This window comes from Halomonas sp. AOP12-B1-6 (genome assembly GCF_052379225.1).
In the GTDB taxonomy this organism is placed as follows: Bacteria; Pseudomonadota; Gammaproteobacteria; order Pseudomonadales; family Halomonadaceae; genus Vreelandella; species Vreelandella casei.
On the sequence record NZ_JBQSYK010000002.1, the window covers coordinates 160,550 to 182,608 of the forward strand.

Annotated in this window: 23 protein-coding genes; 11 read left to right on the forward strand and 12 right to left on the reverse strand. The window is 56.1% G+C overall.

What is annotated here, in order from left to right; all coding sequences use genetic code 11:
• Window positions 1-69: 69 nt before the first annotated feature.
• Window positions 70-753 carry a GntR family transcriptional regulator gene (locus ACT3TR_RS06005; RefSeq protein ID WP_441686261.1) on the reverse strand — a complete coding sequence of 228 codons (684 nt, stop codon included), beginning with the start codon at window positions 751-753 and terminating at the stop codon, window positions 70-72.
• A gap of 155 nt (window positions 754-908) precedes the next feature.
• Between ACT3TR_RS06005 and dctP the strand changes: the two genes are divergently transcribed.
• From dctP to ACT3TR_RS06060, 11 genes are all read left to right on the forward strand, one after another.
• Entirely contained in the window at window positions 909-1,904 is a 996-nt protein-coding gene (gene dctP, locus ACT3TR_RS06010; protein ID WP_441686259.1) for a TRAP transporter substrate-binding protein DctP, read from the forward strand.
• Window positions 1,905-1,985: 81 nt separating this feature from the next.
• On the forward strand, window positions 1,986-2,504 hold the full coding sequence (locus tag ACT3TR_RS06015; protein ID WP_444625003.1) for a TRAP transporter small permease subunit: 519 nt from the start codon (window positions 1,986-1,988) through the stop codon (window positions 2,502-2,504).
• Between the two features lie 2 nt (window positions 2,505-2,506).
• A complete protein-coding gene (locus ACT3TR_RS06020; protein WP_441686255.1) occupies window positions 2,507-3,841 on the forward strand; it encodes a TRAP transporter large permease in 1,335 nt (444 codons plus the stop codon).
• A gap of 10 nt (window positions 3,842-3,851) precedes the next feature.
• Window positions 3,852-5,243 (forward strand): malonyl-CoA decarboxylase, encoded by a 1,392-nt coding sequence (locus ACT3TR_RS06025; RefSeq protein WP_444625002.1) that lies wholly within the window; start codon window positions 3,852-3,854, stop codon window positions 5,241-5,243.
• Window positions 5,240-6,778 carry a malonate--CoA ligase gene (locus ACT3TR_RS06030; RefSeq protein ID WP_444625001.1) on the forward strand — a complete coding sequence of 513 codons (1,539 nt, stop codon included), beginning with the start codon at window positions 5,240-5,242 and terminating at the stop codon, window positions 6,776-6,778. The genes ACT3TR_RS06025 and ACT3TR_RS06030 overlap by 4 nt, the downstream gene beginning before the upstream one ends.
• Before the next feature lie 143 nt (window positions 6,779-6,921).
• Window positions 6,922-7,380, forward strand: coding sequence for a DUF2170 family protein (locus ACT3TR_RS06035; RefSeq protein WP_225734159.1), 459 nt, complete (start codon window positions 6,922-6,924; stop codon window positions 7,378-7,380).
• Window positions 7,381-7,494: 114 nt separating this feature from the next.
• A complete protein-coding gene (locus ACT3TR_RS06040; RefSeq protein WP_444625000.1) occupies window positions 7,495-8,190 on the forward strand; it encodes a PspA/IM30 family protein in 696 nt (231 codons plus the stop codon).
• Window positions 8,191-8,249: 59 nt separating this feature from the next.
• Window positions 8,250-8,972: a DUF2491 family protein gene (locus tag ACT3TR_RS06045; protein ID WP_441686247.1), complete on the forward strand. Its 723-nt coding sequence runs from the start codon at window positions 8,250-8,252 to the stop codon at window positions 8,970-8,972.
• Between the two features lie 52 nt (window positions 8,973-9,024).
• Window positions 9,025-9,438 (forward strand): DUF350 domain-containing protein, encoded by a 414-nt coding sequence (locus ACT3TR_RS06050; protein WP_096277709.1) that lies wholly within the window; start codon window positions 9,025-9,027, stop codon window positions 9,436-9,438.
• 28 nt (window positions 9,439-9,466) lie between these two features.
• A complete protein-coding gene (locus ACT3TR_RS06055; RefSeq protein WP_096277707.1) occupies window positions 9,467-10,090 on the forward strand; it encodes a DUF1190 domain-containing protein in 624 nt (207 codons plus the stop codon).
• 18 nt (window positions 10,091-10,108) lie between these two features.
• On the forward strand, window positions 10,109-11,275 hold the full coding sequence (locus ACT3TR_RS06060) for a glutathionylspermidine synthase family protein (RefSeq protein ID WP_444624999.1): 1,167 nt from the start codon (window positions 10,109-10,111) through the stop codon (window positions 11,273-11,275).
• An 8-nt stretch (window positions 11,276-11,283) separates the two neighbouring features.
• On the opposite strand, the gene ACT3TR_RS06065 is transcribed toward ACT3TR_RS06060, so the two are convergent.
• The 11 genes from ACT3TR_RS06065 to ACT3TR_RS06115 all read right to left on the reverse strand — a co-directional run bounded on the left by ACT3TR_RS06065 (window position 11,284) and on the right by ACT3TR_RS06115 (window position 21,988).
• Entirely contained in the window at window positions 11,284-12,489 is a 1,206-nt protein-coding gene (locus tag ACT3TR_RS06065; protein ID WP_444624998.1) for a molybdopterin molybdotransferase MoeA, read from the reverse strand.
• A complete protein-coding gene (gene moaB, locus ACT3TR_RS06070) occupies window positions 12,482-13,000 on the reverse strand; it encodes a molybdenum cofactor biosynthesis protein B (RefSeq protein ID WP_096277700.1) in 519 nt (172 codons plus the stop codon). The genes ACT3TR_RS06065 and moaB overlap by 8 nt, the downstream gene beginning before the upstream one ends.
• A 4-nt stretch (window positions 13,001-13,004) precedes the next feature.
• Entirely contained in the window at window positions 13,005-13,331 is a 327-nt protein-coding gene (locus ACT3TR_RS06075; protein ID WP_444624997.1) for a DUF1244 domain-containing protein, read from the reverse strand.
• A gap of 88 nt (window positions 13,332-13,419) precedes the next feature.
• A complete protein-coding gene (locus tag ACT3TR_RS06080; protein WP_441685101.1) occupies window positions 13,420-14,523 on the reverse strand; it encodes a formate dehydrogenase subunit gamma in 1,104 nt (367 codons plus the stop codon).
• Between the two features lie 11 nt (window positions 14,524-14,534).
• Window positions 14,535-15,149, reverse strand: coding sequence for a formate dehydrogenase FDH3 subunit beta (gene fdh3B / locus ACT3TR_RS06085; RefSeq protein WP_096277694.1), 615 nt, complete (start codon window positions 15,147-15,149; stop codon window positions 14,535-14,537).
• Between the two features lie 35 nt (window positions 15,150-15,184).
• Window positions 15,185-18,037 carry a molybdopterin-dependent oxidoreductase gene (locus tag ACT3TR_RS06090; RefSeq protein ID WP_441685103.1) on the reverse strand — a complete coding sequence of 951 codons (2,853 nt, stop codon included), beginning with the start codon at window positions 18,035-18,037 and terminating at the stop codon, window positions 15,185-15,187.
• Window positions 18,038-18,061: 24 nt separating this feature from the next.
• Window positions 18,062-18,262 (reverse strand): twin-arginine translocation signal domain-containing protein, encoded by a 201-nt coding sequence (locus ACT3TR_RS06095; protein WP_444624996.1) that lies wholly within the window; start codon window positions 18,260-18,262, stop codon window positions 18,062-18,064.
• Window positions 18,263-18,324: 62 nt separating this feature from the next.
• A complete protein-coding gene (locus tag ACT3TR_RS06100; protein ID WP_441685106.1) occupies window positions 18,325-18,963 on the reverse strand; it encodes a TorD/DmsD family molecular chaperone in 639 nt (212 codons plus the stop codon).
• Window positions 18,964-18,967: 4 nt separating this feature from the next.
• On the reverse strand, window positions 18,968-20,695 hold the full coding sequence (locus ACT3TR_RS06105) for a 4Fe-4S binding protein (RefSeq protein ID WP_096277686.1): 1,728 nt from the start codon (window positions 20,693-20,695) through the stop codon (window positions 18,968-18,970).
• A 187-nt stretch (window positions 20,696-20,882) separates the two neighbouring features.
• The gene (locus tag ACT3TR_RS06110; protein ID WP_096277684.1) at window positions 20,883-21,551 is read right to left on the reverse strand and encodes a DUF3306 domain-containing protein; all 669 of its coding nucleotides are present in this window, start codon (window positions 21,549-21,551) and stop codon (window positions 20,883-20,885) included.
• Window positions 21,548-21,988: a DUF3305 domain-containing protein gene (locus ACT3TR_RS06115; RefSeq protein ID WP_096277682.1), complete on the reverse strand. Its 441-nt coding sequence runs from the start codon at window positions 21,986-21,988 to the stop codon at window positions 21,548-21,550. The genes ACT3TR_RS06110 and ACT3TR_RS06115 overlap by 4 nt, the downstream gene beginning before the upstream one ends.
• Between the last annotated feature and the right edge of the window lie 71 nt (window positions 21,989-22,059).

Below are 22,059 nucleotides of genomic sequence, written 5' to 3' on the forward strand. Positions count from 1 at the left end.
CGATAGCTATGAGTGTCAGCGCAAAGCCCAATGTCGGCAAGGGCCATTACCCCACCGATAGGGATAAATCTAACCGGTATGCTCTAGCGGCCCCTCCATACGCCGCACGCTAGAAACGAAATCGCTAAAGCGCTCGCCTTGAATCAACACGTGGTCGCTCAATGCTTGCTGCGCCGCCACAGGGTCACCCTTCTCAATCGCTTCTACGATAGTTTTATGCTCGCTCAGCGAGCTATGCACCCGCTGGCGCACCTGGAGCTGCAGGCGCCGGTAGGGCTTGAGGCGTTGCTTTAACTGACGCGCTTCGCTAGCCAAAAAAGTATTGTGGCTGGCGGCGTAAATGCAGTCGTGAAAGCCTTCATTCTCATAATAATACTCGTCGCTATCACCGGCTAAGGCAGCCGCTTCGCACCGTCGATGCGCTTCACGTAGTGCCGTCAGCTCCTGATCGGTGATCCGGCGGGCAGCGAGGCGGCCGCACATTCCTTCAAGCTCGGCCATGACTTCAAACATTTCGATCAACTGGTCGATTCCGACTTTTGCCACAAAGGTGCCTTTCTTGGGTGACACCGTTACCAACCCGCTGGCAACCAGCTGCTGAAAAGCCTCACGCACCGGCGTGCGCGAGACCTGAAACGCCTGCCCCAAGGCCTCAGGGTCGAGCCGCTCTCCAGGGACACGGCGGCCATTAATGATGTCATCTTCGAGAGAATCTCTCAGTCGCTGTGCGTTTGAACGCTTAATGCCCGTCATGTTTTACCTCCTGAATCGTGGCTTATTTCACGCATTTAAAAAGACCATATAGTTGACATTAGCACAGTTAACCGCTATTGAAATATATATCAGCTTGCCTGATGAACACACAAAAGCTAATCCAAAAACATAACAACAAGTGTTGGAGATGCCACATGAAACGCTATTTGATCCCTACCGCGGCTGCACTAGGTCTTGCTATTGCGGCTTCTCATGCCTCTGCGGATACCGTACTACGCGCCTCGCACCAATTCCCCGGTGGCCAGGGGGATGTGCGCGATGAAATGGTTCAGCTCATGGCCCGCGAAGTGGCCGCCGCGGACGTCGGTCTGACCATCGAAGTTTACCCTGGCCAATCACTGTTCAAAGCACGCGAGCAGTGGGGAGCACTGGCGAGAGGCCGATTGGATATCACGTCGCTACCGCTTGATTACGCCAGCGGCCGCCACCCTGAGTTTTCTGCCACGCTGATGCCGGGCTTAGTGCGCAATCAGGCACATGCCCAGCGCCTGAATGACTCCGAATATATGCGGCTCATCAAAGATGTCATTTTAGAAGGTGGCGGGCGCGTACTTGCCGACGCCTGGTTGTCTGGCGGTTTTGCCTCCAGCGAGCAGTGCATAACGTCACCTGATAGCGTGAGCGGGCAGAATATTCGTGCGGCGGGTCCTGCGTTTGAAGAGATGCTGAAAGAGGCAGGCGCATCCATAGCCTCAATGCCCTCCTCTGAGATTTATACCGCCATGCAAACTGGCGTGCTGGAAGCAGCCAACACGTCCTCCATGTCATTTATCTCCTTTCGACTTTACGAGCAGGTTGAATGTTTGACCCAGCCAGGCGACTTCGCACTGTGGTTTATGTACGAGCCGATTTTGATCTCGGAGCAAGTGTGGCAGGGGCTTAACGAGGAGCAGCAAACGGCGCTGATGGAAGCTGGCAAATCGGCACAGGATTTCTTCGCCGACGCCGCGGCGGCGATTGATCAAGAAATGGTCGACCTCTACGAAGAAAATGGCGTTGAAGTCGTCAGCATGAGCGAAGAAGACTACAACGCTTGGCTTGATATCGCCCGCGAGACCTCCTACAAAAACTTTGCTGAGAACGTACCTAATGGCCAGGCCATTATCGATGCGGCTCTTGCCGTTGAGTAAGCAACGGGTTAACACCTAATAGCTCGGCCACTCCGCTAGGCGTGGCCGCCTTATGATGCTTGCTCAGCCGGATGAACAAATATGGCAACCACCACTCACGAACCCTCCTCACGCGGGGGCATTCTTGGCGGCTACATTCGCGCCATGGACGTGCTTTCTCGCTATTCTGCCTACTTAGCCAGCGCGATGTTTATTGCTGGCGTGCTGGTTATCTGCCAGATGGTCTTTGTGCGCTACGCATTGGGAATGAGCACCAGTTGGCAGACCGAGTTCACCATTTTTTCGGTCACCGGGGCGATGCTCATGGGTAGCCCCTACGTCTTAATGACCGGCGGCCACGTCGCAATCACGATTGTGCCCGATGCGCTGGGTGGCATTGCCCAAAAAGGCATGCGCTTAGTGGCATCGCTATTTGGTCTCGGCTTTTGTGCCGCCTTAGCGTATGCCAGCTGGGTTTACGTACTTGAGGCCCTCCACGGCGACTGGACCACGGGCTCGGTATGGAACCCACCGCTATGGCCGGCACTGTTGCCGATGGCCGTCGGCGCGACCCTGCTATCACTTCAGTATGTGGCTGAAATTTTACGTGGGGAGAGCTGAGCATGGATCCCATTACGTTAGGCATTATTGTCGCCATCGCGTTGATTGCACTAATGGCCATCGGCACCCCTATTGCGTTTGCACTGGGCGGCGTATCCCTGCTGGCGCTGCTTTATGATCGCGGTCTTTCCGAGCTTACTTACTTCGGGGAGACCTTTTTTGATCGCATTGCGGAATTTGGCTTTGTCGCCATTCCCATGTTCATTTTGATGGGCGCTGCGGTGGCATCCTCGCCCACGGGGCGTGATCTGTATCGCTCGCTGGATCTGTGGATGGGTAAGCTGCCCGGCGGCTTGGCCGTTTCCAACATCGGCGCCTGTTCGATTTTTGCCGCACTTTCAGGCTCGTCACCGGCGACCTGTGCGGCGATAGGTAAAATGGGCATTCCTGAAATGCGCAAACGCGGCTACCCCGACGGCGTTGCGGCGGGCTGTATTGCCGCCGGCGGCACCTTGGGGATTTTGATTCCGCCGTCGGTCACCATGATCATCTACGGGATTTCCACCGAAACCTCGATCGGGCGGCTGTTTATTGCCGGCGTGGTGCCGGGCTTTATGCTCGCAGGCCTGTTTATGACCTGGACCATGATCGCCTGCAAAAGAGCCGGGGGTTATAGCAACCCAATGGCGGAATCCGCCGAGCGGCTAAAACAGACCGTCAAGCAGAATGTCGATACCAACATGAAGGCATTGGTACGTGTACTGCCGTTTCTCGGCGTGGTAGCGGGCATTCTATTTGCTCTTTACGGCGGGGTGGCAACACCCTCGGAGGCAGCGGGCGTCGGTGCATTCCTCTGTTTGGCGCTGGCTATTCTTATCTACCGCATGTGGCAGCTGGGTCCGATTAAATTGATCATGCGCGACTCGCTGCGCGAAAGCGTGATGATCATGCTGATTATTGCCACCGCCGAAGTGTTTGCCTACGCGCTGTCTTCAATGTTTATCACCCAAACCGTGGCGGCCGCGATTGCAGATTTAGAAGTAAACCGCTGGGTACTCATGGGGGTGATTAATCTTTTCTTGCTGGTAGCCGGCTTCTTCCTACCGCCCGTCGCCGTGATCGTGATGACTGCGCCGATTTTATTGCCTATCATTTTGGCGGCCAACTTCGACCCCTACTGGTTTGCCGTCATTTTGACCATCAACCTGGAGATCGGCCTGATCACGCCACCGGTGGGCCTTAACCTATTCATTATTAAAGGCATCGCGCCGGATATCTCGTTGCGCAACATTCTGATGGGCAGCTTGCCCTACGCGCTATGCATGGTGCTGGGTATGTTGCTGCTTTGTCTTTTCCCAGGCATCGCCCTGTGGCTACCTAATTTGATCATGGGTTGAGGAGCAAATAATGAACATGATGTTTCTTCAGGAGCTGTTCAACAACATCACCCAGCGTGATGCTCTGTTGCGACGCCGCCAGCCTGAGACGCTAACGCCCGACCACCGCCAGCTAGTCAAAGCCTGCCAAGCGCTGCTTGAAAGCGATGGGGAAGCCTCCAGCATTGCCTTGGCAAGTCGCGCCTTAGCGATCTATCAACGCCTTTCAGATGCTGAAAAAAGCAGCTTCTTTGCTCGCCTATCAGCTGACTTCGCGGCCGAGCCAGGTCCTATCGACGCTGCCTATGCAAGCTACCATGAGGCCCGTGACAATGACTCACTGCAACGGCTTTTCGAGGCCTGTGAGCCACGTCGTCAGGAGCTCTTCCGGCGTTTGAATCTGGCCAGCGACGGTACTTTTGAGCTGGTTAAAATGCGCGAAGACTTACTAAGATTATTACGCGAACAGCCTGAACTGGCTGCGATTGACGATGATTTTGATCATCTATTTGGCTCTTGGTTTAACCGCGGTTTTTTGATGCTCAAGCGTATTGATTGGAACACGCCGGCCTCAATTCTAGAGAAGATTATTCGCTACGAAGCAGTCCATGAAATTCAAGACTGGAACGATTTGCGTCGACGCCTAGACGCTCGCGACCGGCGCTGCTTTGCCTTCTTCCATCCGGCGATTGGCGACGAGCCACTTATCTTTGTCGAAGTCGCGCTGCATAAGGGTCTGCCGAGCCGTATTCAGCCCATCTTATCTGGAGAGGTGTCTGGCGAGATGTCCGGCGAGAGACCTGGCAATAAAAAAGGACTCAATGATCCGGATGACGCCGATACCGCGGCGTTCTTTGGCATCAGCAACTGCCAAACGGGGCTACGCGGAATATCTTTTGGCAACTTTTTAATCAAGCAGGTGGTTCAGGAACTGTCTCAGGAACTGCCGCAGCTTAAATACTTTGTGACGCTTTCGCCGGTGCCCGGCTTCGCTCAATGGCTGCAAGCCCAGCGTGATGATGAACAGCTGCCCCAGCCGCTGCGACAGACACTCAAAGCGCTTGAAACACCGGCGTGGCATCAAGATAAAGCCCATGAAGAGCAGCTTAAAGCCGCGATTCGCCCGCTGGCCGCGCGCTACCTGGTGGATGAGAAAAACAGCCATGGCCTGCCGCTAAATCCGGTCGCGCGTTTTCACCTGGGCAACGGTGCTGAGCTGCACCGTATCAACTGGTTAGGCGACACGTCCGTCAAGGGGTTTCAACAGGGCGCCAGCTTAATGGTCAACTATCTATATGTGCTGGACGATATCGAGCACAACCACGAAAACTATACCGCCAAGGCCACCGTTGCCTGCTCAAATGAGGTGCGCGACCTCGCTCGTCGCGCGCGCAAACTGGCTAAGGGAGAAACAACCAAATGAGCCATAACCTATTTACAACGTTTGCCGCCAAGATGCGCGAGCGTGCTGATGCCGCGTTTATTACCACGCGCGAAGGTCGCCACTACAGTTATACCGATGCGCTGAACATGAGCGCGCAGCTTGCCGGAGCACTAACCGAGCTTGGCGTAAAACAAGGCGATCGTGTCGCCGTCCAGGTCGATAAAAGCCCCGAAGCAATCCTGCTTTATTTAGCCTGCCTGCGCATCGGCGGCGTTTATCTGCCCTTAAATACCGGCTACACCGGCGATGAAATTCGCTACTTCTTAAATGACGCCGAGCCTGCGCTGTTCGTTTGTCGGCCCAAGGCAGCAGATGAGGCGCGCGCATTGGCCGCAGACACCGGCTGCCCAGCGGTAGCCACCCTGGGCAGTATCGCAGACGGCACCTTGATGGACGACGCCCGCCAGTCAGCACCACGCGAAGATATTGTGACACTCGGCGAGCGCGATCTGGCCGCTATTTTGTATACTTCGGGAACTACCGGGCGCTCTAAAGGCGCCATGCTTACGCATAAAAACCTTGCCTCTAATGCACAAACCCTCTTAAAAGCATGGCGCTTCAGCGCGGATGATCGGTTGATTCACGCCCTTCCCATCTTTCACACCCATGGTCTATTCGTTGCCTGTAACGTCACTCTGATGGCGGGTGCTAGCATGCTTTTCCTGCCTAAGTTTGATGCCGATATCATCTTTGACGAGCTGCCCCGTGGCAGCGTGATGATGGGCGTTCCCACCTTCTATACTCGGTTAGTACAGGATGAGCGCCTAACCCCAGAAGCTACCGCCAACATGCGGTTATTCGTCTCCGGCTCAGCCCCGCTGACCGCTGAAACGCATGAAGCCTTTGAGGCTAAAACGGGCCATGCGATTCTTGAGCGCTATGGCATGACCGAAACCAATATGAATCTTTCCAACCCCTATGAAGGCGCACGGCGCGCGGGCACCGTCGGCATGCCGCTCCCCGGCGTGGAAATGCGCATTACCAACCGTGAGACCGGCGATGAGGTGGCGCATGGCGAAATAGGCATGCTGCAGATTCGCGGCCCGAACGTGTTTATCGGCTACTGGCGGATGCCTGAAAAAACCCGTGAAGAGCTGCTCGATGATGGCTTTTTCATTACCGGGGATCTCGCCATGGTCGACGATCAGAGCTATGTGCATATCGTCGGCCGAGACAAAGACTTAGTGATTTCCGGTGGCTACAACGTCTACCCCAAAGAAGTCGAGCAAGTGATCGATGAGCTTGCACAGGTCGCTGAGTCAGCGGTGATTGGCTTACCCCACCCTGACTTTGGTGAGGGCGTAACGGCGGTAGTCGTGCGCCAACAAGGCGCTGATGCTAAAGCAAACACGCTTGAAGAAGCGGCAGTGATCCAATATTTAGACGGGCGACTGGCCAAGTACAAGCAGCCCAAGCGGGTGTTTTTTGTCGATGAGCTGCCGCGTAATACTATGGGCAAAGTACAGAAAAATGAGCTGCGTAAGCAGTTCAATGACACCTATCGCTCGTCTTAACTGCCCGCTCTACAAGCATACTCATCCGAGCCTTTGGCCCCGCCGCGTGCGGGGCTTTTAGTAGGCCTCTTCTGGGAAAAGGAACCATTTGCTTCACTAAGTGTTAAGGTGAAACCACTTAACGAACGATGGAGCAAATCGCCTTGACTCAGCCTACCGTCACTAATGGTATAACCGCCGCCGAACTGTATCGTATAGTAAGCCAGCCATCGTCCAGCAGCGACGATGCTGCAACGATCGAGTGGCCCCAGGCGACAATCAGCCTGGATGAAACGAATCAAACGCTGATTTGGGAACTTAACGATTACGGCAACTTGCCGATGACGCTTTCGCGCAGCGAAAATGAGTGGATCGCGATGGCGCCCATTGTGGCGGTGGAAAGCGTGACCAAAACCGCTGAACTGAACGACGTGCTGCTGCGTCAGGGTATTTCACTACCGTTAGCCTCTGTCGGCATTGTAGAAATCGACGGACAAGATGTTTATGTGGCCTACGGACAGCTGTTTGGCGACTCCAAGCTTGAATCCATTTGCGCTGAGCTGCACGCCACGGCCGCTGCCGCTATGGATGTCGCTGAACTGATTCAAACGCACTTCGTCTGATACCGATTAATGTACCGTCGCCTCTGTGGTCACTATTGATAGGGTTAATATTGATAGCGATTAGTCGTTGTAGGGCGGCGGTGAGATAACGATATTTTTTAAAAGAGACTCTCTATGTTAAGCAAAATCATGACGGCCCTGCGCGGTAAAGCGAATGAAACCGGTCAAACCGTGGTGGATTCACAGGCACTGCGCATTTTAGACCAGGAAATTCGCGACTCGGAAAACCACCTTAGCCAATCGAAAACCGAGCTCACCCGCTTAATGGGCCAGCGCCAGTTAAACAGCAACAAAGCGGACACCTTGGAAAGCAAAGTTGCTGAGCTGGAAAAAAGCGCTGAGGCGGCACTCGATAAAGGTGAAGAAGAGCTGGCGGTGGAAGTAGCCGAGCGCATGGTCGCGCTACAGGATGATCTCGAAGCAGAGCGCGCGATCGTCAGCGAATACGATGCCAGCATCGAAAAACTGCGCGGCGCGATTCGCGGCACCGACAACCAGCTGCGCCAGCTTAAACAACAGGTTAGCGTTGTAAAAGCCACTGAGTCGGCGCAAAAAGCCCAGTCGGCCGTCGCGGCTCGTCATTCCGGCCAAAACAGCGCCATGAGCAGCGCGATGGAATCTCTTGAGCGCATCAAAGAGCGTCAGCAGCTTAACTCAGCGCAAATGAGCGCGGCGGATGAAATGGCGGCAGAAGAGAGCGGAAGCTCGCTTGAAGCGCGTCTAAAAGCGGCTGGTATTGGCGGCACACAGCGTAAAGCCGATGATGTACTAGCGCGCCTGAAAGCGAAGAAAAGCGCCGCACAAGAGTAAAAGCTCATCGCTTGTATGACCAAGCTGCTGAGCAGCCGTATTCACTAACGAGGTAGGCCATGTTTGACACCCTCAAGGCACTTTTTCGCGCCAACACGCAAAAAGCCCACGAACCGAGCACAGGCCGCTCGGTAGCCGCAGGGTTGCCCACAGGCATCAGCCAGGAAGACCTCGAAGGACTGCGGCTGGATGGGCGCGTCAACATTAAGCTGATTGGCCTACGCGCTCACCAGGACGCTCTGTTTCGCTGGGATGATGACGCCTATCATCATATCGCCGCTGTCGGGCACGTTGACCTGGGGCAAGGGGCACACTTAGTGCGCTTTTACTTAGACAACGACACGTGGCTGCAGGCCAACATTGAGCATGGTCAGGTACTTGAATATAAGCTATTCGACTTTTATCGTGTTGCCCATCTGTCGGATGCCGAGTTTGACGATGTCGTAAACGGTGAAACCAAGCAGCCCGACGGCATCGGCGCGCAGACTATCGCCCTTGCTTCGACAGATGATGAGCCGCGCACCTGCAGCTATGAGCGTGCCTGGGGAAACGGCGAAAGCCTGTGGTCACCGCCAGTGATCTTTGAAGAACAGGTAATGACCACGGAAAGCATCGTGGCACGCACGGTCATACACCATGCCATGCTTTACGAGCGCACAATACAAGATACTGAGCGCATGGAGTATTTACTGCTAAGCGCTGAAAACGATGGTGAAGGTGGCTATATGCTGGTGCAAAACGTCGGTGTCGATGTAGCCTCCGTCGACATTGATGCGGTGTAACCCGCTCGATAATTTTACAATCTAAACAAGCCTCTCGAAGGAAATAAGTACCATGGTAAATTACCTCTACGGCCTGCCGTCATTTTTGGCATACCTAGTGACCGCGATCGTTCTGTTAGCCGCTTTTATGTACTGCTACAGCCGTATTACGCCGCACAACGAGTGGGCGCTGATTCGGGCAGGCAATGCCGCTGCGGCCTCTGCTTACGGCGGCTCCATTCTAGGTTTTACCATTCCGCTGTATGGCGCAATGGCGCACTCGATCAACTTTATCGATTTTGTGCTTTGGGGCGTCGTGGCCTTTATCGTCCAGTTGGCAACCTTCTTCGCGGTTAAGCTATTTTTGCGTAAGCAGGGTGAAAGTCTTTCTCAGCACATCACCGAAGGTCATCAGGCTTACGGTATTTTAATGGCAAGCGTAGCCGTGGCCGTTGGCTTGCTCAACGCCGCTTCGATGACTTGGTAATGATGGCATAGCAAAGGAGAAAGCCGGTATGTCTACACAAGATCGCACCCCGCATTTGCCACGTCGTAAGCGTAGTGGTCGCCTTACCTTAGCGATGATGGGTGCCAGCGCGTTTGGTCTCACCGCCTGTGGTCAGCCGCCTCAAGAAGAACAAATCACTGAAGTCGACTTCGATGAGCCGAAAAGCTTTCAGAGCGTCGATGAGTGCGTTGCAGAGAATGTTTATACGCGCAGTGCCTGCGAAGATTCCTACAAGGCTTCCTTAGAAGCGGTGCCGCGTTATAACACGCTTGAAGAATGTGAGGCGGAAAACGGCGAAGGCGCTTGCGCCGCACCCACTGAAGAACAGTCCCAAGCCGCCACTGGCAGCACGGGTGGCAGCTGGTTTATGCCCGCCATGATGGGTTATATGGTCGGCAGCATGATGTCCAACACTAGCCGTGGTCGTTCCTTTGAGCGGGTTTACCAAGAGCCGGTATACCGCAACCGCCAGAACCAGGGCAACTGGAACACCGCCTCTAACCAAGCCACGCAGCGCGTATCTCAGCGCAACGAGTCAATGCGTAGCTCTGTGGCCCAGAATCGCCAGGCCGCGTCTCAGCGCAGAGGCTTTGGCTCGCGCTCTTCGGCGCGGGGTGGCTGGGGCTCCTAGCCATCAGCGGATACGACTATGCTACGAATCGATATCCCTGAACGCAAAGAATGGAAAGCCCTGGCACAAGAGCTGGGGTTTCATTTTCATACGATTGACGGGGAGCCCTACTGGAAAGAAGACGCCTACTATCAGTTCACCATGGAACAGGTGGAAAGAGATATTGAAGCGCCTACTGAAGCGGTGCATGAGATGTGCATGGAGCTGGTCGATAAAGTCTGCCACTCCAATGCACTTATGCAGCGTTTGGCTCTACCCGAGCACATGTGGGACAGCATCCATAACTCATGGACATCAGGCCAGCCGCATCTTTATGGACGGATGGACTTTGCCTACTCCGGCGACGGCCCGGCCAAGCTACTGGAACTCAATTACGACACGCCCACCTCGCTTTACGAAGCCGGTTTTTTTCAGTGGGTGTGGCTTGAACAGGCGATTGCTCAAGGCATTCTGCCGCGCCACGCCGACCAGTACAATTCGATTCAAGAACGGCTGATCAATGCCATGGCACACCTTGGCGATCGCCTGGACGCACGCACGCTGTATTTTTCCTGCATCAAAGATAACGCCGAAGAGCGTGCCACCGTGCACTATTTACAGGATGTGGCCGTACAGGCGGGCCTGAACGCACCGTTTATCTTCACCGAAGATATCGGGCTACAGCCCGGTACCGAGCACTTTGTTGATTTAGATGACCAGCCTATCCACGCGCTGTTCAAACTCTACCCGTGGGAAGAGATGGCCGATGATGCCTTTGGCGAGGCTATTCCGCAGTTGAACACGCACTGGTTTGAGCCCCCCTGGAAAGCCATCCTGTCTAACAAAGGTATTTTGCCGCTCTTGTGGGAGCATTTTGAAGGCCACCCCAACCTGCTTCCGGCGTTTTTCGAGAATGCCAGCAGTCCACCGCTGCCAGCGGGCTGGGTGCGCAAGCCGTTCTTCTCACGGGAAGGCAGTAATGTAGAACTGATTACCCCAGCCGGCCAGCATGAAGCCGTGGGCGGCCCATATACCGACAGCCCTTGGATTCGCCAGGCGTACCATCCGATGCCGCGCTTTGGTGACAACCACGCCTTAATTGGCAGTTGGGTCGTCGGTGACCGCGCCTGCGGCATGGGGATACGCGAAGACGTAGGGCGCATCACTAAAGATTCCTCCTGCTTTGTGCCCCACGCGATCGTTTAATCTGTTCACTAAGCGCCTGCCAACCATAAACAGCTGATCGAATCGCCCTTGGCTATTTCGCTATTAGCAGGAATGACCGCAAACGCATCGGCGCTAATACACGACGAGAGCACGCCAGAGTTCTGATCATCAAACGCATCGGCGGTCACTCCACTAGGCGTAAACTGCAGCGTGACGCGCATGTAGTGCTCGCGCGGGCCGGTTGAGGTGGCAAAGTTAGCGCTAGCGGTAATCGTGGGCAGCTGGCTTAGCGCCGGGCAGCCCAGCATTGTGCCCAGCAAAGGGCGTAGAAACAGCCAAGCACCCACAAATCCCGACACAGGGTTACCCGGCAGACCAACAAAGCGTGCCTGGCTGCCATCACGGCGAGGCAAGCGGCCAAGCGCTAAGGGTTTGCCTGGGCGGATCGCCAGCTTCCACATATCGAGCTGGCCAATTGCCTCCAGCGCTGCCTTAACGTGGTCTTCTTCACCAACACTCACGCCGCCGGTGGTGACCACAAGATCTGCCTCAGCGGCTTCTTTTAACAGCGCCACGGTACGGGCATAGTCATCCGGTACGCTGACCGTGCTCACCACCTCAGCACCAAAGTTCTCTAACAGGCGCTTCAGCATGGGCCGGTTAGAGTTATAGAGCTGCCCCGGTTTCAGCGGCGTGCCGGGGTCGATGATTTCATCACCGGTCGACAGCAAGGCCACCCGAGGGCGGCGACGCACGCTGACCTGAGTAACGCCCTGCCCGGCCAAATGGCCTAGCGCGGCGGCTTCCAGACGCTCACCGGCATTAAGCAGCACGCTGCCTTGACGCACGTCACGACCTCGGCGGCGAACGTTGTCACCGCTGGGAACATCGGCAGGTATCAAGGCGCGCTCGCCATCAACGTCAACACGCTCCTGCATGACAACGCAGTCAGCCCCTGGAGGAATTTCCCCACCGGTAAAGATACGCGCGCAGCTGCCCGACGCCAGCGCTTGGGCTGGCGTTCCTGCGGCAATACGCTGGCTAACGGGTAGCCACTTTCCGGCATCGACGGCGCGCAGCGCATAGCCATCCATCGCGCTGTTATCGAACGGCGGCACGTTTAACTGCGCGGTCACTGCATCGGCCAGTACTCGTCCGGCGGCGGCTTCCAGCAAGACACTTTCGATCGCAACGGGGCACACGTCGGCTAGCAGAGCGACAAGCGCGGCGTCTATCGGCTGCAAATCAGCCATGTTGACCTCGGCCTGGAATGACCAGGTTAGCGAAATTGCAGGGCTTATGGCGGCTATCCAGCTGTTCAGCCAGAATGCCGTCCCAGCCGGTGCGGCAGGCGCCGGTTGAGCCGGGTAAGCAAAACACTACCGTCGCGTTTGCCAGACCGCCTAAGCAGCGGCTTTGGATAGTGGAGCTGCCAATTTCATCACCGCTGAGCTGGCGAAAGCGCTCGCCAAAGCCCTCAATGCGCTTGTCCAATAATACTGAGATGGCTTCCGGGGTTGAATCACGGCCGGTAAAGCCGGTGCCGCCGGTAGTGATCACCACCTGCACGTCGCCACTGGCTATCCACTCCGCGACCACCGCGCGAATACGGTAGACATCGTCTGGCACAATGCGCTTTTCCGCCAGGATATGCCCTGCGCTGGTTAGGCGCTCAACGAGCGATTGGCCGCTACGATCCGTGTCTTCCGTTCGGGTATCCGAGACGGTGAGTACCGCTATGCTCAAAGGCACCATGGATTCCATTCGCCTACTCCTGGCTATTTTTCTTGGCTTGGCGCGCATCAAGTGCAGCCAGCTGTTCCGGGGTCGCCTTTGCCTGGTGGTGCTCTTTCCACTCACTGTAAGGCATGCCGTAGACGTACTCGCGCGCGGCCTCCAACTCCAGCGTCTTGTCGCGCTCATCGGCGGCGCTCACCATCCATTTGGAGAGACAGTTACGGCAGAAGTCCGCCAGAATCATCAGGTCAATGTTCTGCACGTCCTTGTTGTCGTCCAAATGGCGCAGCAGGCGGCGAAAGGCGGCTGCTTCAAGTTCGGTACGGGTGGCCTGATCAAATTCGTTAAACGCTGACATTGCCGTTCCTCTCGTTAAAAGTGGCGTAAGGTGCAGCATAACAAAAGACACCGCCAAATGGCGGTGTCTCAGATACTGCGCATGGTGCTCAGCTGGTTCGCGTTGCCGAAGGCTCGGCGCTGCCGCTAGACGACTTACGCGCCGCGATCTCTTCTTCTGAAACCGTCTGATCCTTGACCTCTTCGTACCACAGGCTGTGGTGCTCTTTGGCCCAGGTTTCATCCACGTAACCCGTGGTCATACCTTCTAACGCGCCTTCCGTACCCAGCGTACCGATATAGATATGCCCCAAGGAAACGGCGGTCAGCCCCAGCGCACCCACTGCATGGATAATGTTCGCCCACTGCATGGTGTCGCGCCCCTGATTGAAGTTGGGGAAATCGAGCACAAAGCCACTGGCAATCACCAGCACTCCAACGCTGGCTAGCAGCCAGTACCAGGCTTTCTCGCCGCCGTTAGCAAAGCCTGCTTCTACATGCTGTTTACCAATCATGCCGCCGCCCTTTTTGAACCATACCCAGTCGTGCTTTTTAGGAATGTTCTCTTTAATCAGGCTAACCAGCATGACCACCAGCAATATGCCAAAAATAGGCCCTAAATAGTTATGCAGCACTTTCGAGGCTGCGATCATCCATGCCCAGAAGGCATCGCCAAACAGCGTGCGGAAAATAAACTTACCGAGTAGCAAGTTCAAACCGGTCAGCGCCAGGGTGATAAACAGCGTGGCGACCGTCCAGTGCAGCGCGCGCATCACCAGCGACCAGCGCAGCAGCTTGCGCCCGGTGCGCGGAGCCTCCAGGTGCTTGCGCCCAACAATCAGGTAGAACAGCGTAATCAACGCGGCCGTACCGCCTATCGCAATCATCCCAAACGGTGAGACCCAGCGATTGCGAATCTGCCGCCAGGTTTCACCACTTGCATTGATCAGGCTGTAGTTGCTGTCGTAACGCGAATCGCGGTAATTGGGACCAGTTTCCCCGCTACGCACCTGACGCCACTGATCGGCGGTAATGCCCGGAGCGGCGGTGGTCATTTCACGATCAGGATCCGCCTGCGCTACCGCTACCTGCGTAAAACCAAGGCTAAGTAACAGCGCAAGTGCCACCAGCATAAAGCGCCACATGCCCAGGGCGATGAGCCTTTTATCTGAGCGCGACACCCTGCTGGGCGCCTGTGCAGTCAACTGGTTCATGACACGCCTCCTTACCCTTTATGGGCAGCATCATAGGCTAGGTTGTCGGCACTCGCCTGGGGGTTGTTAGACCAGGCACCGTCTTTGTGACCGCGCTGAACCACTCGCTGGCGAAAGATATCAGCGACGTCTTGCGCATCACCGGCCAGCAGCGCTTTGGTGGAACACATTTCGGCACACAGCGGCAGCTTACCTTCCGCAATGCGGTTAGAGCCGTACTTCTCGTACTCTTCTTCTTTGCTATCGGCAGGGCCGCCGGCGCAGAAGGTACATTTGTCCATCTTGCCGCGCTCGCCAAAGGCATCCTGCTGAGGAAACTGCGGCGCACCAAACGGGCAGGCGTACAGGCAGTAGCCGCAGCCAATGCACAGGTCTTTGTCGTGCAGCACGATGCCGTCATCGGTTTTGTAGAAACAGTCAGTGGGGCAAACGGCCATGCAGGGTGCGTCGTCACAGTGCATGCAGGCGACAGAGATCGACATTTCGTTCGCTTCGCCGTCATTGAGCGTGACCACACGGCGGCGCTGAATGCCCCATTCAACATCGTTAGCATTCTTACAGGCGGTGACGCAGCCGTTGCATTCAATGCAGCGCTCGGCGTCACACATAAATTTCATTTGAGCCATGTTGTTCTCCTAATGCCAGGGCTTGTTTTCTAGACTCAGGCGCGCTCAATGCGGCAAATGGTGCACTTGGTCTCTTGCATCAGTGTCACCGGGTCGTAGCCGTAGGTCGTTGCGGTATTAGCCGCCTCACCAATGATGTATGGATCAGACCCATCCGGATAACGATCGCGCAGGCTTTCACCTTGGAACATGCCGCCAAAGTGGAACGGAATAAACGCAACGTTACGATCAACGCGAGGCGTAACCAGCGCTTTGACTTTTATGCGCCCCCCTTCTGCCCCTTCGACCCAAACATCATCGCCATCTTTGACGTTAAGATCATTGGCATTCGCCGGGTTGATCTCGACGAACATCTCCTGCTGCAGCTCGGCAAGCCACGACATGGAACGCGTTTCATCACCACCGCCCTCGTATTCCACCAGCCGCCCGGAGGTGAGAATAATGGGATACTCGCTGGCGTTGTTGCGATCCTGGATCGTTTTGTACAGGGTCGGCAAACGCATGATCGAGTCGAAGTCATCCCAAGTGGGAAAGCGGTCAACCAAATCACGCCGCGTGGTGTACAGCGGTTCGCGATGCTTTGGCACCTGGTCAGGGAAGGTCCAGACCACGGCGCGCGCCTTGGCATTGCCGTACGGCGCGCAGCCATGCTCAATGACCACACGCTGGATACCACCGGAAAAGTCGGTCTTCCAGTTTTTGCCTTCCGCTGCCTGCTTCTCTTCGGCGGTCAGATCATCCCACCAGCCCAAATCTTTAAGCAGCTGGTCGTTGAACTCAGGATAGCCATCGTCGATATCGCCACCCACTGGCGCCGAGCCTTCGGCCAGAAGATTCACGCCGTCACGCTCAATACCAAAGCGCGCCCGGAAACCCATGCCGCCTTCCATCACAGGGATACTGGTGTCGTAAAGGTTGGGTGAACCGGGATGACCGAATTCGGGCGTTCCCCAGCACGGCCATGGAAGGCCATAGTAGTCCCCATCGGCAGGGCCGCCCTGGGCGCGCAGATTCTCAAAACTGAAGGTATGCCAGTTTTTTTGATGCTCTTTAAGGCGCTCAGGACTTTGGCCGGTGTAGCCTACCGTCCACATACCCCGGTTAATTTCACGCAGGATATCGTCGATCAGCGGCTCGTCACCGTTCATCTGATAGTTTTTTACCAGCTCATTGCCAAACCCTAACTTACGGGCAAATAAGTACATGATTTCGTGATCGGGTTTGGATTCAAACAGCGGTTCAATCACGCGGTCACGCCACTGAATAGAGCGGTTCGTGGCGGTAACGCTGCCGGTCGTTTCAAACTGACTGGCGGCAGGCAGCAGATAAACGCCGTCGCTGCGATCATGCATCACCGATGCGACGGTGGGGTACGGGTCAACGATGACCATCATTTCTAGCTTGCGCATCGCCTGCTGCATTTCAATGCCACGTGTTTGAGAGTTAACCGCGTGCCCCCAATAGAACATGGCTTTCAATGCAGTACGTTGAGAGATGTTTTCATCATCTTCAAGCACACCGTCAACCCAGCGCGAGACGGTAATGCCGCTGGTGTACATTGGCTGGCCATCGGCATATTCGGCGTCATCAAAGCGGCCTTTAATCCACTCGTAGTCAACGTCCCATACCTGCGCCCAGTGCTGCCACGCGCCTTCCGCTAGGCCGTAGTAGCCCGGCAGCGAATCAGAGCCTAAGCCCAAATCGGTCGCGCCCTGGACGTTATCGTGGCCGCGCAGAATATTGGCACCACCGCCGGATTTACCGATATTGCCTAGCGCCAGCTCTAAAATGCAGTAAGCGCGAGTATTGTTGTTGCCCGTGGTGTGCTGCGTGCCGCCCATGCACCACACGACGCAGCCAGGGCGGTTGTCAGACAGCCGCTTGGCCACGTCAAACATGTCGGCTTCGGAAACGCCCGTCACGTCTTCAACCACATTGGGAGGGAAGTTGGCGACTTCGGCGCGCACTTCATCCATGCCGTAAACGCGCTGGTTGATGTACTCGTTATCTTCCCAGCCGTTGTCGAAGATATGCCACAGCAGGCCCCAAATATAAGCCACGTCTGAGCCCGGACGCAGGCGCACGTACTTGCTAGCTTTAGCCGCTGTGCGAGTAAAACGCGGGTCTGCCACGATGATGTCACAGTTGTTGCGCTCTTTCGCGATCAGGATATGCTGCATCGCTACCGGATGAGCTTCGCTGGGATTCGAGCCTATAAACAGCATCGACTTGCTGTTGTGCATGTCGTTGAGCGAATTGGTCATCGCTCCGTAACCCCAGGTATTGGCCACGCCCGCAACGGTAGTGGAGTGGCAAATGCGTGCCTGGTGATCGGTGTTGTTGGTGCCCCACAGCGAAGCAAGCTTACGCATCAGGTAGGCTTGCTCATTACTAAACTTGGCCGACCCCAGCCAGTAAACGCTATCAGGGCCATGCGCTTCGCGTAGTTCAAGCAGCTTGTCGCCAATTTCGTCAATGGCGTCATCCCAGCTCATGCGCTCCCACTCGCCCGCCACTAGCTTCATGGGGTACTTGAGGCGCCGCGTAGAGTGGCCGTGTTGGCGCAGTGAGGCGCCTTTTGCACAGTGCGCCCCGCGGTTGATCGGATGATCGAATGCCGGTTCCTGCTTGGTCCAAATGCCTTCCTGCACTTCCGCATAGACGCCACAGCCCACCGAACAGTGCGAGCAAATGGTGCGCTTTGTTTCTACGGGTGAATCCAGCACGGGCGTTTTACCGGCGGACTCGGCACGCCGCATCATCGGCGCGCCCATAAATCCCACCGCGGCAACGCCACCCGTGGCAGCACCGCTGCGTTTAAGGAACTGACGACGTGAAATACCCAGCCCGGGAGCCTTGGGGGCGTCTGTTTTGCGAGTTAAGCGCATGGCAAATCTCCTGGCATTCTGCCGTCAATCACGCAACGAGGCGTAATACGCCCGAACGTGGTCGGTCTCACGGTAGTTAGCCGTTTGTTTTTCTTCTTTCGCCGGGGCGCTATCAGCCTGAGCTAAGGTGACATGACCGGCGGCGGCCGCGGCACCAGCGGCAGCGGCTCCTAACCCAACCGTTTTCATAAACCGGCGGCGCTCAGAATTGTGGGGGGTGTGCATGGATTTCTCCTCTCGCCTATGTTTTATACTGGGTCTTTTTATACGCGACTATCGCCGACGATCTATCCACGTTTGCGTTCAATAATGCGCACCGGAGCGTGGTCAGCATCAATGCTTAAGCTCACCCTCTCGCTTTCCACATAAGCGCTGCCTAACGCTCCCAGCGCTGCATAAAAAGCGGTGTCTACCTGCCCTAGATCGTCGAAACAACTGGCTGCCCACGGGGCAATATGCTGACTAAAAAAATAGGCCTGTTCATGGCTTTCAGACGCAATCAGCATGGCCATTACTTCACATAGCGCCGCCAGATGGTCTTCAGGGTCTCGGGTGTGCTCACTGCGTTCAAAGCCCAGCACTCGGAGGTCTTGGCGCAGCGCCACTAGCGCGGCTTCCATCAACTCACCATTGCGATACCATGAGGCATACGGCACGACGTCGCCCTGAATGACGCCCACCAGATGACGAAAGTGAGCGCGCTGAAGCGGCTCTACGCCAGCGCCTGTCTCATCCATGGCGACTGCCGCATCTGCCAATGCTTGCCAGCGCTTTGCAAGTTGGCTGCCATCTTGTTCAATCGCCAGCTCAGCTAGCCATGCCAGCAGGTCTGCATCCGGGGCTTGACGCAATAAGGTGGCCAACAGCCGGTAGATATCGGCACGTAGGGCATCCGCTTCTTTCAGCGCGGGCAATCCATCCGTCATCGGCTTATACCTTCAGTTGCGCGTCAGGATCGCGAATCATGGTTTTCCAGACATCCTTCACCCGGCAGTCTTCGCACATTTCCAGGCGGCTCATCGCCTCACCGGCAAAGTAGGGATGATGGGCAAGCTTCTGTTTAATCGCGGCTACCGTGCTCACGGTGGCAAATGGTTTGCCACAGTTGATGCATTCAAAGGCCGCTTCTTCATGGCAGATATGCCGCGTTTCACGGGCGCCATCTGCCAAAAAGCCTGGCATCAGCGTAATCGCGTTTTCCGGGCACGCCTGCTCACAAAGACCGCACTGCACGCAGTCCGCTTCAAGAAAGCTAAGGGCGGGCGTATTGCCGCCAGATTTTAACGCGGGCGTAGGGCAGTTGCTGACACAGGCCTGGCACAGCGTACAGGCGTCGCGGTCGACCTGAATCGCGCCGTAGGCAGCGCCTACAGGCATCGTGGTGCGTGCCCCGTTAGGGCTACCCAGCTCGGCAAGGCGCGCTAACACGCGGTTCAAGCGTGTGCGCTTTTCAGGCTCAGGCAGCTGCAGCGGCGCCTCTGTTAAAGGGGGAAGCGTCGGCAGCGCATCACGCGCGGCCCCATCGGCGACGCCAATCAGCTGTACACGAGCGCGGTCGTGCCCCAAAGCATCTAGCATGGCGTGCGCTTGAGCGATCTGGTCGTTCAAAAAAGTGCTTAAGCGTGCAGGCATACTAGGATGCAGCTGGATACGCACCTCGGCGGCACCCGCAGCCAGTGCGGTTAGCCACTGGTCGTGGCCCGCCGCTCCCAACTCTTCCAGTGGGGCATCAATCACATGGCCTGCAGGCACCACGCCGGTTGCGCGCTCAGCGTCTTGCGAATCATGGGTAAGAAAACGTAGCACCGGCACCTGGCCACCCGCATCACGATAGGCCGCGAGCCAAGTAGATAGCGTATCCTGCTGGCGGCGTGTTTCTGGCATGCGAAACTCGATCGCCCCCGTCGGGCAGGCGCTGGTGCAACTGCCCACGCCTTGGCAAAGGTAGGGGTCAATTTCAATATGGGATTCAATGCGCCCTTGAATGCTGGAGATAGCATCCGCCGGGCAGACATCCAAACAGCGGGTACAGCCAATATTGCCACTTGTGGAGTGGGCACATAGGTCGCTGTTGACCTGAAAATAGCGCGGCTTGTCGAATTCACCGACCAGCCCGGCAAAATTTTCGAGTGTTTCGCTGCGCTGCTCAACATCCTGCCAAGACATCACCACGTAGCCAGGTGGCGGCAATTCTGAACGCTGGGGATGAGCCATCGCGGTAAGATCAAGCACAAGGTCAAATCCGGCGCGCTCAATCAGCGCCCTGGCGAGATCCAGCGGAGCATCGCCGTCATCTAACCGAGCGCTAAACGCCCCCAAATAACCGCTTATGTGTAGCTGGCTTAGCTGCTCGTGGGTGAGCATTTGCGTCACTAACGGCTCGCTGGCGCCGACTAGCTCTGCCGCCTCGCTTTCAGCACCATTACCAACAGGCCAAGTAACAAGCAACGTAAGCGATGCAAGACCGCGCCCCTGAAGAGCGCGGGCAGCCGGGTATACGTCGGCGGCCGCGCCTATCAGCAGCGCATGGCCACGGCTGTGATAGGTCACATTAGCAGGCGTTAAATTAGCAGGCCACGAAATACGTCGACGTACCGTTTCCCGAGCCTCGGCATTACGCTGGTCGTCTATCGACGCCAGTTGGATTCTTTGATTCATGCATTCTCACGGTCAGTGAATAATTCTTATTATAATTTTGAGTAATATTATTTAACTATTATGGCATAACGTTTCGTTGACACTAAGTTGAGCCTAGGCGTAACGCGGTGTTTAGCCAACTTAATTGCGTTTAATGCAGTCTGCAAAAAGGAAGAAAATTAACTTTAACAAATTGATTCTATAGCCATTAATGAGAGTATTCAGACTTTCTTTGGGGAGTAAATATTAAATCAGACTGGTCGTCTAGGAGGGGCTTTTCTGCAGCGCTACCGTTGGCGCTGCCAGGTATAGCAGATTCGTTTTCAAACGCGATCAAGTGATCATTGGATTGCTCGCTGGCCACCTGCTCTTTTTGTGGCTCAGCAGAAGCATCTTCTAGCGGCTTATCCAGCGTCTCGTCTACTTTATGGGTCCAGCTGCGCAGTTTGCTGGCAAGCCCAGAGGCCATGGGCTTGAGCTGCTGGCGATAGTCAGCATCGTAGTCATCCAAACCATCGCGCACGTTGTAATTACCGGTGGCCCAAAGGCGCTTCAAAGCGCGCCGGCGCAGGGCTCCGCTGACGCCCGGCAACATGAATGCACTAAAGTCGCTGCCGACACCCAGGGTATCGGGGTCGGGCAACGTGTGATCGAGACTGCCGGGCGCGGGTTCGCGTTCTGGCTCTTGTGCGTCCAGTGCCGGTGCCGACCGTTGATCAACGGTAGCGTGCGGCTGCTCGGCGCCGCTATGAAACGCGCCAGTTGGCTCCACGGTGATGTCATCTGCAGGCTCGCTGGCAGGCACTACGCTTGGCGAGACACCGCCTTCCTTTTGGGCATTGCGCTTTAGGCGCGACCAGCGTTCCAGGCGGCTCATCGCGGCGGCTCATTGGCAGGCATCTCTTTTGCGCGCCCTGCCCCCTTGCGTTTTTTCTTGCGTACCTCGACGGGCGCCTCGCCGTGGCGAGCAAGGTAGCTCTCAATCCATACCTGAATCGCCATCGGCATCAAGGCTTCCAGCACCTGCTGCTCACCATCCATCCAGCCTGCCGCCACATCTTGGCTAGCCGTGATTGCATCGGGTTGCGGTGCTTGCCCGGTAAAGCCTGCGCGGACAAACAGACGCGGCGCGCTAGAGGTGAGGTTAAAGCGATACGCCGCGCGCTCGGTCATCGAAAGCTGTAGTTGCAGCGCGATAGGCCCCTGATCGCCCAAAGCAAGTTCCGCAATGCGCCACTGCGTTAGGGTAAAGCGCTTTACCTGCTTGGCTTCGGCAACCAATGTGATACTGATGGAGCGTAAATTATCACTCATGGCATTAGCACCCTGAAACTGGAGTCGACAGAACTTGAATAGAAGGAGCTTGAATAGATGGAGCTTGAATG

What these genes read in the sequence shown, in the direction of transcription:
- ACT3TR_RS06065 (WP_444624998.1), bottom strand. Translation starts at nt 12,489, where the DNA reads ATGGCTGATTTGCAGCCGATAGACGCCGCGCTTGTCGCTCTGCTAGCC.
- ACT3TR_RS06075 (WP_444624997.1), bottom strand. Translation starts at nt 13,331, where the DNA reads ATGTCAGCGTTTAACGAATTTGATCAGGCCACCCGTACCGAACTTGAA.
- ACT3TR_RS06040 (WP_444625000.1), top strand. Translation starts at nt 7,495, where the DNA reads ATGTTAAGCAAAATCATGACGGCCCTGCGCGGTAAAGCGAATGAAACC.
- ACT3TR_RS06020 (WP_441686255.1), top strand. Translation starts at nt 2,507, where the DNA reads ATGGATCCCATTACGTTAGGCATTATTGTCGCCATCGCGTTGATTGCA.
- ACT3TR_RS06045 (WP_441686247.1), top strand. Translation starts at nt 8,250, where the DNA reads ATGTTTGACACCCTCAAGGCACTTTTTCGCGCCAACACGCAAAAAGCC.
- ACT3TR_RS06095 (WP_444624996.1), bottom strand. Translation starts at nt 18,262, where the DNA reads ATGCACACCCCCCACAATTCTGAGCGCCGCCGGTTTATGAAAACGGTT.
- ACT3TR_RS06100 (WP_441685106.1), bottom strand. Translation starts at nt 18,963, where the DNA reads ATGACGGATGGATTGCCCGCGCTGAAAGAAGCGGATGCCCTACGTGCC.
- ACT3TR_RS06005 (WP_441686261.1), bottom strand. Translation starts at nt 753, where the DNA reads ATGACGGGCATTAAGCGTTCAAACGCACAGCGACTGAGAGATTCTCTC.
- ACT3TR_RS06030 (WP_444625001.1), top strand. Translation starts at nt 5,240, where the DNA reads ATGAGCCATAACCTATTTACAACGTTTGCCGCCAAGATGCGCGAGCGT.
- ACT3TR_RS06025 (WP_444625002.1), top strand. Translation starts at nt 3,852, where the DNA reads ATGAACATGATGTTTCTTCAGGAGCTGTTCAACAACATCACCCAGCGT.
- ACT3TR_RS06080 (WP_441685101.1), bottom strand. Translation starts at nt 14,523, where the DNA reads ATGAACCAGTTGACTGCACAGGCGCCCAGCAGGGTGTCGCGCTCAGAT.
- ACT3TR_RS06055 (WP_096277707.1), top strand. Translation starts at nt 9,467, where the DNA reads ATGTCTACACAAGATCGCACCCCGCATTTGCCACGTCGTAAGCGTAGT.
- fdh3B (WP_096277694.1), bottom strand. Translation starts at nt 15,149, where the DNA reads ATGGCTCAAATGAAATTTATGTGTGACGCCGAGCGCTGCATTGAATGC.
- ACT3TR_RS06110 (WP_096277684.1), bottom strand. Translation starts at nt 21,551, where the DNA reads ATGAGCCGCCTGGAACGCTGGTCGCGCCTAAAGCGCAATGCCCAAAAG.
- ACT3TR_RS06015 (WP_444625003.1), top strand. Translation starts at nt 1,986, where the DNA reads ATGGCAACCACCACTCACGAACCCTCCTCACGCGGGGGCATTCTTGGC.
- ACT3TR_RS06115 (WP_096277682.1), bottom strand. Translation starts at nt 21,988, where the DNA reads ATGAGTGATAATTTACGCTCCATCAGTATCACATTGGTTGCCGAAGCC.
- ACT3TR_RS06050 (WP_096277709.1), top strand. Translation starts at nt 9,025, where the DNA reads ATGGTAAATTACCTCTACGGCCTGCCGTCATTTTTGGCATACCTAGTG.
- ACT3TR_RS06060 (WP_444624999.1), top strand. Translation starts at nt 10,109, where the DNA reads ATGCTACGAATCGATATCCCTGAACGCAAAGAATGGAAAGCCCTGGCA.
- ACT3TR_RS06105 (WP_096277686.1), bottom strand. Translation starts at nt 20,695, where the DNA reads ATGAATCAAAGAATCCAACTGGCGTCGATAGACGACCAGCGTAATGCC.
- dctP (WP_441686259.1), top strand. Translation starts at nt 909, where the DNA reads ATGAAACGCTATTTGATCCCTACCGCGGCTGCACTAGGTCTTGCTATT.
- moaB (WP_096277700.1), bottom strand. Translation starts at nt 13,000, where the DNA reads ATGGAATCCATGGTGCCTTTGAGCATAGCGGTACTCACCGTCTCGGAT.
- ACT3TR_RS06090 (WP_441685103.1), bottom strand. Translation starts at nt 18,037, where the DNA reads ATGCGCTTAACTCGCAAAACAGACGCCCCCAAGGCTCCCGGGCTGGGT.